The following is a 14,679-nucleotide window of genomic DNA, read 5'->3' on the forward strand; positions in this document are numbered from 1 at the left end:
ATAGGTAGCGAAACGAGTATGCTAGAGCTAAATTTACGCGCTTATAAATGCCCACAGCAATTTATTCAGTTTAAATTAGGGCTGCGTGATGCAATATCGTTAAAACAAGCAATTACCTTTAATATCTCACAAGAACAAAACACTGATGATATTGAACGATATTTGCAAAAAAAAGCGTATTATTACAAGTTAAATAAACAACAGGGGTTGTTATTAGTGGAGCCGTTACGTGTTTGAATATGTAAAAGCATGGTATGAAAAAAAGTTTTCTGATCCTGATTCAGTCACTTTACTTTTTTTATTGTTGGCACTGGTTGCCATGTTGTATTTTTTTGGCCCATTAATTGTGCCTGTGTTAGTGGCACTGATCATAGCTTATTTATTAGATTGGCCTGTGGTTCACTTAGAACGGTTTGGCCTTAAGCGTTTTACTGCCACCAGCATAGTAATGCTGATATTTATTGGCATTATGCTCACTTTAATATTGGTTATAGGCCCTGTGCTTTGGCAGCAAAGCAGTAACCTAGTCCAAGAAACACCGCATATGGTTGAACAAGGTAAATCGTTTTTACTCGATCTGCCTGATAAATACCCCAGCCTTATTAGCGCAGAGCAAGTACAATCGATTGTAGTAACCGTTGAAACCAAAGTTCTCGACTTTGGCCAAGTGGTATTGTCTGCGTCGCTTAATTCATTAAAAGACGCTGTAGCATGGTTAATTTACCTTATTTTGGTACCGCTACTGGTGTTTTTTATGCTCAAAGATAAAGTAGAGCTCAGTGCCAGCATTGCTAAAATGATCCCACGCCAACGCCGCTTAATTTTACAAGTGTGGCATGAAATGAATCAGCAAATCATGAATTATATTCGTGGCAAAGTATTTGAAATTTTAATTGTTGGTTTTGTGTCGTTTATTGCTTTTACCATACTGGACTTACGGTACGCCGCGCTTTTAGGCGTTCTCGTAGGCTTTTCGGTGCTTATTCCGTTTGTGGGCGCAGCGTTAGTAACTATACCAGTGGCCGCAGTAGCGCTGTTTCAGTTTGGTTTAGAAACTCAATTTTGGACCGTTTTAATTATATACGGCATTATTCAAGCGCTCGATGGCAACGTATTGGTGCCTTTATTGTTCTCTGAAGCGGTTGATTTAAATCCGGTATTTATTATTGTTGCGGTGCTATTTTTTGGTGGGCTATGGGGTTTTTGGGGAGTGTTTTTTGCCATTCCATTAGCATCATTAGTCAAAGCACTTATTAATGCCTGGTCATCCAAACACGAAGAACTCGCGCAAGAGCTCGGTAACTAAAAGGTATAGTAAACGCACTTTAATTACTAAAGATTATTACTCATTCCTGTCAAAACTATGTACTATTGGGAATAAGATATATTTTTTAGTAATAAGGTGCGTTTTTAATGTCAGAGTTTTTATTGCCAGATGAACCCAAAGCTCAAGTTTATCTCGATGCAAATGCGACCACACCTGTATTGCCCTGTATTGCAGAGGTGGTGTGCCATGCTATGCAAATTTGTTTTGGTAATCCCTCAAGTCCCCATATAACCGGCATTCAAGCCAAGCACTTATTAGAACAAACTAGGCAAAAAGCCCGTACCGTCATTGGCGCGCAGCAAGGTGATATTTTATTCACCTCGGGTGCCACTGAGGGGATTCAAACCGCCATCGTATCGACACTCATTAATGCAAAACACCATACAAAGCCAAACCCCGTTTTATTGTATGGGGCAACCGAACATAAAGCGGTGCCTAATACGCTAAAGCATTGGAATACAGTGCTGGAAATTAACGCTGATATTATTGCTATTCCGGTTAATCGTGATGGTATTTTAGATTTAGACTTTATTGCTCAGCATATTGATAACGCTTTGATGATTTGCACGATGGCCGTTAATAATGAAACCGGTGTTTACCAAAATTTAAGCGCCATAGAAAAGGTGATTCGTAGTCGTAATAGCCAAGTCACTTGGATGGTTGATTGTGTACAAGCGCTTGGCAAACAACAGCTCAACCTAAGTGAAACAACGATTGATTATGCGCCTTTTTCAGGGCATAAACTTTATGCACCTAAAGGCATAGGTTTATTGTATATTCGTCAAGGCAGCCCATACACGCCCTTTATAGCCGGTGGCGGCCAAGAAAGTGGCATGCGCTCTGGTACAGAAAACCTGCCTGGTATAGCTGGGCTCAATAAGCTGTTTAGTTTGCTGCTAGATAAACAAGACGAGACTTTTAAATCAATAGATGTACTTAACTTGTATCGAGATAAACTGCATAGCGCCTTAGTTGATACTTTTGGAAGTATTACCTTTAATCATGACTTTGCCTGCTCTGTGCCCACAACGCTTAATTTTGCGGTTAACGATTTAACCAGTAAAGAAGTTATTGATTTATTTGACGCTGCAGGTATTAGGGTAAGCGGTGGTTCTGCATGCAGCACGGGAGCTACGCAGAGCTTTGTACTTGATGCGATGGGAGCCTCACAGTGGCAAAGTGAAAACGCTATTCGTTTGTCATTTGGCCCTGCTGCTACGATGGCGCAAATAGATGATGCATGTGAACAAATTAGAGCGCTTAAAACGGTATTACAAGCTAACTGTTTAGTGATTTCTGATAGCAGTTTTCCTTTGCAAGAACTATGTGCTTTAGGGCTTACCCAATTTAGACACCAAGGTGCATGTAGTTGGTTGTATGTAACAGATGATCAACATGCATTTATTATCGATCCGATTATTGAACTGATCCCTCGCTTTGAAAAAATAGTAACTACGCAAAATTTAACTATTACCGCTATTTTAAATACGCATGAGCATCAAGAACGTCACTGCGCACTTGATTTAATGCGCAGCGCACTTAAAGAAAACCTAGTCGCTGGAGAGGTTGATAAATTAGGCTGGCCAACGAATAGCGACACATTGCAATTAACCACTCACGTACTCGAAAAGCTAGCCACACCAGGGCATAGCCAAGATAGCGTGAGTTATTTATTAAAAGCGAATAATGGAGATGTTCAGTATTGCTTTTGCGGTGATTTAATTTTACCTGCAGGGCTTGGAAATACCGCGCTTGATGGCGGGGATGCAATGCAAATGGCGCATTCCTTGACGATGTTAGCAGCAGAGCTTAATCCGCAAAGTGTGGTGTGTTCAGGGCATGATTACCAACAGTGCTTTGCAATGAACTGGGCTGTTCAACAGCAGCAAACGCCATTGTTACAAAAGCTAATTAAAGGTGATATTGATGACGCTGAATTTGCCGCACAAAAACAGCAAGCAGATTTACAACAACACACACAAGCCAACACGCTCTGTGGTTATGTTAATGCTAAGCCTGCTGTAGAAACTTCGCAATTAAGTTTTAACCAAGCAAAAGAAATACTGGTAGAGGGCAATGCGTATTTAATTGATACCCGAGAACCTTATGAACACGGCGCTAATAATTTAAGCGCATTGCTAAACGTACCCATAGCTAAAACCTTAAATATTCCTTTAAGTCGAATGGCTCATGCACTTACGCAAGGCCAATTGGACAAAAACAACCAGTATATTTTAGTGTGTCGCAGTGGTAACCGTTCAAAAATTGCGGCAGCAAATTTGACTGAGCTTGGTTACAGCAGTGTTTATAATTTATCGGGTGGTTTAGCGTTAACCGGTTAATTGCTTATTTAGAGGAAAGGCCGACATTTGTCGGCCTTTTTTTTTGCTCGCTTTAATTTGGATCAGTTAGAAATTAATAAAATCTTCATTAAAGAGAAGGGCTGATCAGTTGTTAAATTCAATTTTTAATTTTATGATACCGGTGTCAAAAGCAAAAAATTGCGCTATTATCTGCATCGAAGCTTATAAAAATAACGCAAATTAGACTTTTTAAGCTATAATATTGGGCTTTGCTTTTTACAAAATTCGGTTATTTTGCGTCGTAAAAAATTAAATAAAGCGCTTTAAATCAATAGATTAATAAATTAGGGGATGTTTACATGGCGAGCCGTTCTGAGTTAGTAAGTTGGCAAGCACTAGAAAATAGTGCACAAAAGATGGCACAAACACATCTGAAAACTTTATTTGCACAAGACGATTCTCGTTTTTCTCAATTTTCTACTCACATTCCTGGTGTATTGTTTGATTATTCAAAACAACGTATTGATGAGAAAGTTTTCGCTCAATTAATCTCATTAGCTAAAGAGTGTGATATTGAAGCGTGGCGTGAAAAAATGTTTGCCGGTGAGAAAATAAATATCACCGAAGACCGTGCCGTATTGCATACCGCACTTAGAAATCGCGCCCATACACCGCTTATTGTTGACGGTGAAAATATTACTGAGGCGGTCGATAGCGAACTTGCTAAAATTAAAACCTTTGTTGAAAAAGTACGCAGTGGGCAGTGGTTAGGTTACACCGGTAAAGCGGTGAAAGATGTAGTGAGTATTGGAGTAGGGGGGTCAAACCTAGGCCCTCAAACGGCAACTGAAGCACTTAAAGCAGTGGTTGATAAGCCGTTAAACGTTCATTATGTTTCTAATGCTGATGGTGTACAAATTGCGTCAGTATTGAATAAAGTTGACCCTGAAACAACGTTATTTGTTATTTCGTCAAAAACCTTTACTACCTCAGAAACCATGACCAACTCAAAAACAGCGGTTGATTGGTTTTTAAACAGCGCTAAAGATAAAAGTGCCATAGCAAAGCATTTTGTGGCAGTTAGTACCAATTTAGAAAAAACCGCGGCATTTGGTATTAGTGACGAAAACGTATTTACCATGTGGGATTGGGTTGGGGGTCGTTTTTCACTTTGGAGTGCCATTGGTTTACCTATTGCACTTTATGCCGGCTTTGAAGCATTTGAAGCTATTTTAGAAGGGGCGTTTGAAGTTGACGAGCACTTTAAGTCGGCGCCGCTTGAGCAGAATATTCCTTTAATTATGGCGCTGTTGAGTGTATGGAATACCAGCTTTTTAGGATTTGATTCGCAAGCTATTTTACCTTACGACCAAGCATTACATATGTTGCCTGCGTATTTACAACAGGGTGAAATGGAAAGTAACGGTAAGCACGTCACTTTTGATGGGCAAACCGTACCTTACACTACCGTGCCTATTATTTGGGGCATGACGGGAATAAATGGCCAGCATGCGTTTTATCAATGTTTGCACCAAGGCAATGTAATTGTCCCTGCGGACTTTATTGGCTCTGTAAAACCACAGGTTAACGTTGATAAGCATCACAATATTTTATTATCGAACTTTTTTGCACAAACCGAAGCATTAATGAACGGGGTAGATGCGCAGCAGATAACCGCTGATTTAGCAGCCAAAGGCAAAACGCCTGCGCAAATTGAAATGCTACTAAAGCATAAAATTCATCAAGGAAACCGCCCAACAACGTCTATATTATTAGACACGGTTGATGCAAAAGCGGTGGGTCGTTTAATTGCACTGTATGAACATAAGATTTTTTGCCACGGTATTCTTTTACAAATATGTTCGTTTGATCAGTGGGGCGTTGAGCTTGGTAAAGGTTTAGCCTCTAAAATTGAAGCTGAATTAACCGACGATAACGTGGTTAATGAGCACGACAGCTCAACACAGGGCTTAATGGCGTACTACAAACAACACCGTACGCAGTAACACATTCACTTATTACACAATAAGTAACCAAATACCTTTGAACGGGTAGCGCTGGAGTCCTAGGGCCTGTATTTTTGTGAGAGGAATTACAGTGTCCCTAGACCCATTTTTTATGGCGCATATAACGAACAACATTAGTAGGCTTTGTGCTAAGGCCTGCATATCCAGATAATAAACCGCTATAACTGATTACCAATACGGTAGTGGCAGGTAGCATAAACGTAGAGAGTAACTATGCTTAATCCTTTTGATATTATAATTTTTGGGGGCGGTGGTGATCTTGCGTTACGCAAATTACTTCCTGCAATGTATCGAGCATATCAAGAAGGTAACTTACCGCAAGGCTCACGTATTTTGCCTACCGTGCGCGAACAAAGTAAATGTGATGAATACATTGATACCGCACACAAAGCATTACAAGAATTTTTAAGCGAAGGCGAGTATAACGCTAAGGATTGGAAATCGTTCTCAGCGTTTTTAGTGCCTGTAGTGAGTAATGTTACCGAAGCGGATGATAACTGGGATGTACTGAAAAAGATTCTTGATGAAGACGACAGCGATAAATCTCGTGTGTTTTACTTATCTCTTCCGCCAGCTGTGTATGGTACTTGTTGTGAAATTCTATCTACTAAAAAATTAATAACAGCCAATTCACGTGTTGTTGTAGAAAAACCAATTGGCTATTGTGGCGAGTCTGCAGAAGTTATTAATGCGAAAATTGCACAGTACTTCGACGAAGATCAAATCTTCCGTATTGACCACTACCTAGGTAAAGAAACCGTTCAAAACTTAATGGCATTGCGTTTTTCAAATTCATTATTTGAAAACATGTGGGATGCTAAATCGATTGATAACATCCAAATTAGCTTATCAGAAACGGTAGGGCTTGAGAGCCGCGCTGGTTTTTATGACAAAGCCGGTGCCTTGCGTGACATGGTGCAAAACCACTTGTTACAGCTACTTTGCTTAGTCGCAATGGAGTCACCGCATAAACTTAAAGCCAATAGTATTCGCAATGAAAAGTTAAAAGTATTAGAAGCATTACGCCCATTAGAGGGCAGCGATGTTGATGACAATATTATTCGTGGGCAATACGTACCGGGTGATTTAAACGGTAAAATAGTCCCAGGTTACCTAGAAGAGCTAAACGAAGGGGCAAGTAAAACTGAAACCTTCGTGGCTATTCGTGCGCACATTGATAATTGGCGTTGGGCGGGTGTGCCTTTTTACCTGCGTACCGGTAAACGTATGGCAAAGCGCTGCGCTGAAATTGTGGTTGAATATAAAAAAGTATCTCATAACGTGTATGAGGACAGCGTAGGTAATATCGAGCCAAACCGTTTGGTGATCCGTTTACAACCACAAGAAAGCATTCAATTAACGCTGATGTCGAAGCGTTTAGATAATTTAGACATGCAACTTGAGCCTGTAACGATGAACATTGAGCTGTCGCAAGCATACAGTAATGGCTTTCACTCAGATGCTTACAAACGTTTAATGCTTGATGCTGCAGCGAATAATCCATCATTATTTATTCACCGCGACGAAGTACGCCAAGCGTGGAAATGGATTGATCCAATAATTGAACGTTGGCAAGAAAAAGGTAAACCAGCACTGTATAGAGCCGGTAGTTGGGGCCCTGAAGATGCAGATGAATTATTAGCAGAGAATAATCATGTTTGGTTTAATACTGGCGATAAGGCATAAGTGATGGCAACAATAGTAGAAAAGTTTTTTGACGATAAAGCTGCGCTGACTGATGAATTATCTCAGTCGTTAGAGCATGCTTTACGTGATGGTATTGAACGTGATGGCCGTGCAGTATTAATGGTTTCAGGCGGTTCTTCACCTGAGCCGGCTTATAAACATTTATCGACCCTTGATTTAAACTGGGCAAACATTGATGTTGCTATGGTTGATGAGCGTTGGGTTGAGGCAAGTCATGAAAAGAGTAATGAAGCATTCATCAAGCGTACTTTGTTACAAAACCATGGTGCAGCGGCTAATTTTATTAGTATGAAAAATACAGCAGCCACTGCAGAGCAAGGGGTTGATGCCTGTGAAGCGCAGTTTCAAGCATTAAAACGTCCTTTTGATGTGACTATTTTAGGCATGGGCCCAGATGGCCACACCGCGTCATTATTCCCACATGCACAAGGCCTGAAAAACGGCTTAGATTCAAGCCAACTTGTGTGCGCTATCAACGCGATACAAAGTGACGTAACAGGCAGTATTACTGAGCGCATGAGCTTAACGTTAAATGCGATTGCACAATCTAAAGTGGTTAAATTGCTAATTAGTGGCGATGAAAAGCTGGCTGTTTATAAACAAGCTTTAGCGGGGGGCGATGTGAATGATATGCCGTTACGTGCGGTATTAAATCACCCTGAGATCAACATTGAAGTGTATTGGGCGCCCTAATTTTAATATAAATTAGATGTTCCTAAACCTCTTTGTATTGATGGTTTTATGAAAGGTCAGTCGCTTTTGCTACTGACCTTTTTTATTGCTGATCTGTTTTACTCTTTGCTGAATTATAAAAAGCAGCGCAGAGATAAAGATGAAATGCTGAGTATTGCCTCCACAATTAGCAGTATAAAATAGGCTTTTACACCGATTGTAAATACTGAATAAATTTTACTTATAGCCAAAAAAAATCAAATGGTTATATTTATTAAACACTAACTCACAAGCATGTTTTACGGTTTGAAAATTCCTACTCACCACGTTGTTTTAAACAAAATCAATTTAAAAATGCTTCAAGTACATGCTGGAAATGTGAACGAATTAAACAAATTTAATTCGGCTTTTTCATGCAATAATTAATTTCTTTAAAATCATTTGCTTAATGTTGAATTAGCTATTTTTCATACAAAAAGAGCGGAAAAATGTAGCAAAATTGTAATTTTGCATGTATGGTTTGTTACTACTATGACAGCGCTGTCATGGCGGTAGGCAAAATGATAAACAAAAACCAACAAAATGATTCAAGGGGAATCCTGTGTTAGCTAAAAATTTTAAAAAAAGCTTATTAGCAGTAAATATCGGCTTAGTAATGGGAGCCGGGTTCACTGGTGCTGCATTCGCAGCCGATGAAACTAAAGTTCAAGAAGATGTTGAAGTAATCCAAGTTACGGGTATTCGCGCTTCAAATAAAGAAAACTTAAACGGCAAGCGTTTTTCAAATGCCGTTGTTGATGTTGTAACAGCTGAAGACGTTGGTAAGTTTCCTGATGGCGATGTAGGTGAATCTCTTGGTCGTATTTCTGGTGTCAGTGTATCTCGTCAATTTGGACAGGGTCAGCAAGTATCTATCCGTGGTGCATCAGCACAATTAACACGCACATTACTTGACGGTCATACTGTTGCCTCAACTAGCTGGTTCGATCAACAAGCGGTCGATCGTAGCTTTAATTATTCATTACTACCTTCTGAATTAGTAGGTGGCTTAGAAGTTTATAAATCATCTCAAGCTAACCTAGTTGAAGGTGGTATCGGCGGTACTGTAATTGTTAAAACTCGTAAACCGCTAGATTTAGATGCAAACACTGTATTTGCTAGTGTTAAAGCTGATTACGGTACAGTATCTGAAGAGACAGATCCTGAGCTTTCAGGCTTGTACAGCTGGAAAAATGATGGTGAAACATTTGGTATCTTAGCTGCGGGTTCATTATCAGAAGTAGATTATCAACGTAACGGTATTGAATCGTCAGGTGGTTGGAGTGGCGGTATGGCACCCACAACCTTCCAGCAAGCTCGTGAGCGTACTGCGTATAACGTAGCTATGCAATATCAGCCATCAGATTCGCTAGTTTTAGGTCTAACTTATACAAGTTTAGAGCTAGATGCTAACAATGCTAACTCGCAAATCATTATATTCCCAGGTGATGGTTCATGTGAACAAACGAACGCCTCAGGTAACTGTGTTTCGCGTAATATCGACGGCAATGGCACGGCTTTTTTCCAAACATGGGCGCGTAAAGCAAGCATGAAGTCTGATACTATTGACTTAGATTGGAAATATGACTCAGAGTTATTCACCTTTAAAGGTCGTGTAGGTAAAACAAGCGCAGACAGTGATGTAACAACGGCAAACTATGGTATGTTTGCAAATAACAATAGCGACTTAAATGGGTCTATTGATATGACTGGCGACGTGACTAGATTTAATTTAGCTAACCAATCATACGATGCTAGCATTTTACCTGATACCATCAGCCCACAAACTTGGGCACCTGAATACAACCCTGATTCAGATGAAGAAAGTTACTTAAATTTAGACTTTGAAATTCCTGTTGAGCTTGGTGTTATTACCGCAATTAAAACGGGCTTAAGATATGCCGATCACAAAGTTGTACAAGATGGTAATGCAGCCAATGTGAATGCCGATTTAGTACCTGTACGTAATGCTAATGAATACTACCCAGGTACCGTGACTGCCGGTGGTGGTTTTGTAATACCTGAACCTGATATGGATCTAATGATTGCTGATTCATTAGCAATGACAGAAGGTTATACAGCACGTCCACAAGCATACGGCACCATAGAAGAAGAAAATTTTGCTTTATATGCGATGGCTGATTTTGACACCGGTGGTATTCGCGGTAATTTAGGTGTTCGTTACATATCAACTGATATTTCGTCAGATTACTATGATTTAAGTGATGAAGGCGTTTACGATTCGACATTATCTACAGATAAAGCCGATTACAGTGAGTTCTTACCAAGCTTAAACGTGGTTATGGACTTAGCTGACGACTTAATCTTACGTACTTCAGCAGCGCAAGTTATCTCTCGCCCTAATTACGCAGACTTATTTGCAACGCGTAATCTAGCGGGTTATACAGATAACCGTCCTTTAAATGAAGTGTTAAATACGGGTAATGTAGGTTTAAGCCCATTTAAAGCGTTCCAGGCAGACATTGGTGTTGAATGGTATTTTGATGACGATGCTATGTTAAGCGTCACATACTTCACTAAAGAAGTAAGCTCATTTATTTCTACCCAACAACAAACAAACCAACAAATTGGTATCGACATCCCAGTTTATACGACTAACCCAGATGCCGGCGAGCCACCGTGTGGTGCTCAGCAATATGACTGTTGGACAGTAAGCTCATCGACAAATGGTACGGGTGGTTCAATCGAAGGTATTGAGTTCCAAATTCAAGATTCATTCGATAACGGCTTTGGTTATTCATTTAACTACACCTATTCAGATGCGCAAGCACCAGCAGAAAACTACCCAGACCGTGTTGGGGTATTCTCTGATTCATCGAAAAACAGCTATAACGTAGTTGGTTTTTATGAAAATGATGATTTTTCTGCTCGTTTAGCATATAACTGGCGTTCAGAGTTTATTATTCGTGAAGCACCAGGTTGGTACGGTAACCGCGAACATCAAGACTACGGACAGCTAGATTTCAGTGCAACATACTCTGTAACTGATTACTTAGATGTCACTTTCGAAGGGATTAACCTAACAGAGGAAGACAGCGTTCAGCTGGGTAACAATGATGCATCTACCTCATTACCAAACCCTGATTTACTGAATGATTTTCCAGTGTGGAGTTTTGAAGGTGAAGCACGTTACAAACTTGGTGTAACAATGCGTTTTTAATACGCTAAATGAGTAAAAATAACCTAAGCCCAGCATTGCTGGGCTTTTTTACGAGGTTAAACTTTATTGGTGATTTATGGATATAAAAAAAGTTGCAATTGTAGGTGGTGGAACAGCAGGGTGGTTAGCTGCAAACCACATTGGCAAAGAGATGCTCAATCGTAAAGGTATATCTGTTACTTTAATAGAGTCCCCAGATATACCGCCAATTGGTGTCGGTGAAGGCACAGTCCCCGATATTAGGAATACCCTAAAAAGCTTTGGTATTCGTGAAGATGAATTTATTAGGCAATGTGATGCAACGTTCAAGCAGTCAATAAAGTTTATTAACTGGATGGATAAGAAAAAACATGGCGAAGGCAACTTTTTTCATCATTTATTTGATGTGCCAAGCCCTTATGATGCTAAATATTTAACTTCTTATTGGTTAAATAACAAAGAGAAAAGTCAAAGTTATGCGCAGGGCTTATCTTCTCAGCATGTTATTTGTGAGGCAGGCTTAGCACCTAAAAATATCACTAATGCCCAATATGAAGGGGAGTTGGCTTACGCGTATCATTTTAATGCAGGCAAGTTTGCGCAACTACTTGCTTGTAATGCAAAAGAAAAATTTTCTGTAGAGCATATACACACCCATGTTACACAGGTAAAGCTTGGCGATGACGGCGCTATTGCTGCACTTATTACAGATAACAATGAAGAGCTTGAGTTTGATTTTTATATTGACTGCTCAGGCTTTGAATCTTTACTTATGAGTAAAGCGTTAAAGGTTCCTTTTGTCGATGTATCTGAGAGTTTATTAATTAACAGCGTATTAGTTGTGCAAGTACCAACCAAAGCCGATGATGCTATTCCTCCTTATACACTTGCCACCGCTCATCAAGCTGGCTGGATTTGGGATATTGCGCTCACCAATAGGCGTGGAGTCGGTTTTGTTTATTCAGATAACCATATGACGGATGAACAGGCACATGAAAAACTTGACCGTTATTTAGGTGACAGTAAGCAAGATCTTACCTACAGAAAAATACCAATGCGGGTCGGTTACCGGAAAAAGTTTTGGCATAAAAATTGTGTTGCCCTTGGTTTAGCGCAAGGCTTTTTAGAACCATTAGAGGCAACGTCAATATTATTAACTGACTTTTCAGCTAAATTTTTAACGTTGCGCTTTCCATCATCAACAACGCAGCTAGAGCAACTAGAAGAGCGTTTTAATCATGCTATGGGGTATGCATGGGAGCGGGTGATTGATTTTATTAAACTTCACTACTGTATATCAGACCGCACTGATTCAGCTTTTTGGATAGCAAATAAAAACCAAGACACTATTTCCACGTCATTAAAAGAAAAACTTAATTTGTGGAAAGAGTTTACCCCAGTCAGAGATGATTTTTTTAGTCAGTTTGAAGTGTTTTATCTAGAGAACTTCTTATTTGTACTTTATGGAATGAATTACAATACTAAGGCGTCTAACAGCCCCGATAAAGAACAGGCACACTGTTTAGCGCGTTTAAAACAAAGAGCTGAGATTGATCATTATTTAATAAATAAGCTTCCTGATCACAGAGCGCTTTTAAATAAAATTAAACAGTATGGGCTTCAGTCAATCTAACCCTTATCTTACACTTGCAAAAGAGGCTATCGACAGACGGCCTTTTTTAGCATCGGCTAAGCAGCTTTGCTCAGAGTAAATATTTGCACTGTGTAATAAGTTACCTTGGTAAATAACAAGGCGATTAAATTTAGCATCTATTTTAAATACCTGCTCAAATAAGCTAGTGGTACCTGCTAAATAGCCTTGATGTTCATCAGGGTTATTTTTAACATCGTTAACTATATCTGCCAATAGTGGTTTGTGTTGCTCTTTAAATTCAATAATGTTTTGTGGTATGTATTTATAAATACTGGTGCCACCGAGTTCCTTATCTGATAAATAATGCACAAACGCATAGTCTCTTTCATCACATGAATCGATATGGGGCACTTTTTGATCGACAATTAAATTAGCCGGTTTACATGAAACTAATGAAAGCAAACTTTTATGAAGAATAGACTCGTGGTAGTTTTTGTTTTCTATTTTAGGCAGTATTTCATTTTGAAAAAATGCGTGCAGCAACCTCAAGTACGGTTGTGGCATATTATCGCGGATCCCCGGATAAAAGGAATTATCTGAGAACATAGGATTAAAGTAAGCTATGTTATGGGCAAAATTCATTACACTGCTTGTATCTAAAAGAAAATCATCAACAACGTAAGCGTATACCTGTGTGCCAGGGATCATCAACTTTTCAATTTTTAACTGTGGATTTATGGCTAAATTTTTCATTTTTAAGGTCTAATTTTTGATGAGAATATTTAAGTGTAAACATCTTACCTCGCTGTAAAATTAATATATCACCTCTGACAACGCTGTCAAAGCTATCAGCGAGTGTATTTAATGGCTAATAGACCAGTGAACGTTGGCAAAAGTAACGTTTTTTATATACTTGTCTAAATAATCAACGATAATTTTTTGTTAATTAATATCCTACAAACTGCCACAAAATTTTCACTTCCTTTTTGTTGCCAAAACCTTTAGCCTTAGTGCACTAACAGTAAAAAATCAAATTTATAAAATAACGGAGCAGTAACATGGCGGAGCAACAAGTACAGCCTTTACACAACGAAAAACATGCCAACACTAAAATTAAAAATGGCATCAATATCGAATTTATGAAAACTCAACACTTAGTGCCAGTTGTAGCACACGAGTTTGCGCGTATCGCCAATGAGTTTCCAATGTCTTTTGTTAAAAATAACGAAACAGGTACTTTTCAAGCGGTTGCTATGTTTGGCCTAGAGCCTGGCGAAAACTTATTTGTTGATGGCGACAAATGGACAGCAGCATTTGCACCTATGGCAACAACGCGTTACCCATTAGGTTTAGTAAAGCACCCTGAGCAAGATCAATTTGGTATTGTAATTGACGAAGCGAGCTCATTAGTTGGTGAAGAAGAGGGTAATGCATTATTCGAAAACGGTGAAGAAACTGATTACCTTAAGCGTCGTAAAGAAGCGTTAGTATCGTTCATTGAGTTTTCACAAGTCACTGATGCGTTCACTAAATTCCTTGCTGATAAAGAATTACTAGTAGCACAAACGCTAACGGTTGATATTAAAGGCGAGAAAAAAGACATCAACGGTATTTACCTTATCGATGAGAAAAAACTAAATGAGCTAAGCGATGCAGACTTTCTAGAGCTTCGTAAACGCGGTTATTTAGCACCTATCTATTCTTTCTTAACGTCTACTCACCAAGTAGCACGTTTAGCACGTTTAAAAGCGCAACAAGCGTAATTTTTAAACAGAATTTAAAAAGCGCCTCAGGGCGCTTTTTTTATGCCATTAAACTCAGTTCACTTGAAAAACCCCACGTAACCATTC

10 protein-coding genes are annotated in these 14,679 nt (G+C 39.3%); 9 read left to right on the plus strand and 1 reads right to left on the minus strand.

Annotated elements, in window-relative coordinates; translation table 11 throughout:
- Positions 1 to 18 precede the first annotated feature (18 nt).
- The 8 genes from N523_RS0110795 to N523_RS0110840 all read left to right on the plus strand — a co-directional run bounded on the left by N523_RS0110795 (position 19) and on the right by N523_RS0110840 (position 12,868).
- Complete coding sequence (locus N523_RS0110795) at positions 19 to 237, plus strand: hypothetical protein (RefSeq protein ID WP_013465251.1); 219 nt, start codon at positions 19 to 21, stop codon at positions 235 to 237.
- Complete coding sequence (locus N523_RS0110800) at positions 230 to 1,306, plus strand: AI-2E family transporter (protein WP_028835028.1); 1,077 nt, start codon at positions 230 to 232, stop codon at positions 1,304 to 1,306. The genes N523_RS0110795 and N523_RS0110800 overlap by 8 nt, the downstream gene beginning before the upstream one ends.
- A 107-nt stretch (positions 1,307 to 1,413) precedes the next feature.
- Positions 1,414 to 3,669 (plus strand): aminotransferase class V-fold PLP-dependent enzyme, encoded by a 2,256-nt coding sequence (locus N523_RS0110805; RefSeq protein WP_028835029.1) that lies wholly within the window; start codon positions 1,414 to 1,416, stop codon positions 3,667 to 3,669.
- A 320-nt stretch (positions 3,670 to 3,989) separates the two neighbouring features.
- The gene (pgi, locus tag N523_RS0110810) at positions 3,990 to 5,636 is read left to right on the plus strand and encodes a glucose-6-phosphate isomerase (protein ID WP_028835030.1); all 1,647 of its coding nucleotides are present in this window, start codon (positions 3,990 to 3,992) and stop codon (positions 5,634 to 5,636) included.
- Positions 5,637 to 5,870: 234 nt separating this feature from the next.
- A complete protein-coding gene (zwf, locus tag N523_RS0110820; protein ID WP_013465247.1) occupies positions 5,871 to 7,343 on the plus strand; it encodes a glucose-6-phosphate dehydrogenase in 1,473 nt (490 codons plus the stop codon).
- 3 nt (positions 7,344 to 7,346) lie between these two features.
- The gene (gene pgl, locus N523_RS0110825) at positions 7,347 to 8,057 is read left to right on the plus strand and encodes a 6-phosphogluconolactonase (protein ID WP_013465246.1); all 711 of its coding nucleotides are present in this window, start codon (positions 7,347 to 7,349) and stop codon (positions 8,055 to 8,057) included.
- A 580-nt stretch (positions 8,058 to 8,637) separates the two neighbouring features.
- A complete protein-coding gene (locus N523_RS0110835) occupies positions 8,638 to 11,256 on the plus strand; it encodes a TonB-dependent receptor (RefSeq protein WP_028835031.1) in 2,619 nt (872 codons plus the stop codon).
- 76 nt (positions 11,257 to 11,332) lie between these two features.
- Positions 11,333 to 12,868 (plus strand): tryptophan halogenase family protein, encoded by a 1,536-nt coding sequence (locus N523_RS0110840; protein WP_028835032.1) that lies wholly within the window; start codon positions 11,333 to 11,335, stop codon positions 12,866 to 12,868.
- Between the two features lie 3 nt (positions 12,869 to 12,871).
- On the opposite strand, the gene N523_RS0110845 is transcribed toward N523_RS0110840, so the two are convergent.
- On the minus strand, positions 12,872 to 13,582 hold the full coding sequence (locus N523_RS0110845) for a DUF6445 family protein (RefSeq protein WP_028835033.1): 711 nt from the start codon (positions 13,580 to 13,582) through the stop codon (positions 12,872 to 12,874).
- A gap of 305 nt (positions 13,583 to 13,887) precedes the next feature.
- On the opposite strand from N523_RS0110845, the gene N523_RS0110850 reads away from it, so the two are divergent.
- The gene (locus tag N523_RS0110850; protein WP_013465241.1) at positions 13,888 to 14,592 is read left to right on the plus strand and encodes a SapC family protein; all 705 of its coding nucleotides are present in this window, start codon (positions 13,888 to 13,890) and stop codon (positions 14,590 to 14,592) included.
- The last annotated feature ends 87 nt before the right edge of the window (positions 14,593 to 14,679 follow it).

The organism is Pseudoalteromonas sp. 23_GOM-1509m (assembly GCF_000518425.1).
GTDB classification, from domain to species: Bacteria; Pseudomonadota; Gammaproteobacteria; order Enterobacterales; family Alteromonadaceae; genus Pseudoalteromonas; species Pseudoalteromonas tetraodonis.

Excerpts from the sequence above, each read along its gene's own strand:
- N523_RS0110850 (WP_013465241.1), top strand. The coding sequence starts at position 13,888 with ATGGCGGAGCAACAAGTACAGCCTTTACACAACGAAAAACATGCCAAC.
- zwf (WP_013465247.1), top strand. The coding sequence starts at position 5,871 with ATGCTTAATCCTTTTGATATTATAATTTTTGGGGGCGGTGGTGATCTT.
- N523_RS0110840 (WP_028835032.1), top strand. The coding sequence starts at position 11,333 with ATGGATATAAAAAAAGTTGCAATTGTAGGTGGTGGAACAGCAGGGTGG.
- pgi (WP_028835030.1), top strand. The coding sequence starts at position 3,990 with ATGGCGAGCCGTTCTGAGTTAGTAAGTTGGCAAGCACTAGAAAATAGT.
- pgl (WP_013465246.1), top strand. The coding sequence starts at position 7,347 with ATGGCAACAATAGTAGAAAAGTTTTTTGACGATAAAGCTGCGCTGACT.
- N523_RS0110845 (WP_028835033.1), bottom strand. The coding sequence starts at position 13,582 with ATGAAAAATTTAGCCATAAATCCACAGTTAAAAATTGAAAAGTTGATG.
- N523_RS0110795 (WP_013465251.1), top strand. The coding sequence starts at position 19 with ATGCTAGAGCTAAATTTACGCGCTTATAAATGCCCACAGCAATTTATT.
- N523_RS0110805 (WP_028835029.1), top strand. The coding sequence starts at position 1,414 with ATGTCAGAGTTTTTATTGCCAGATGAACCCAAAGCTCAAGTTTATCTC.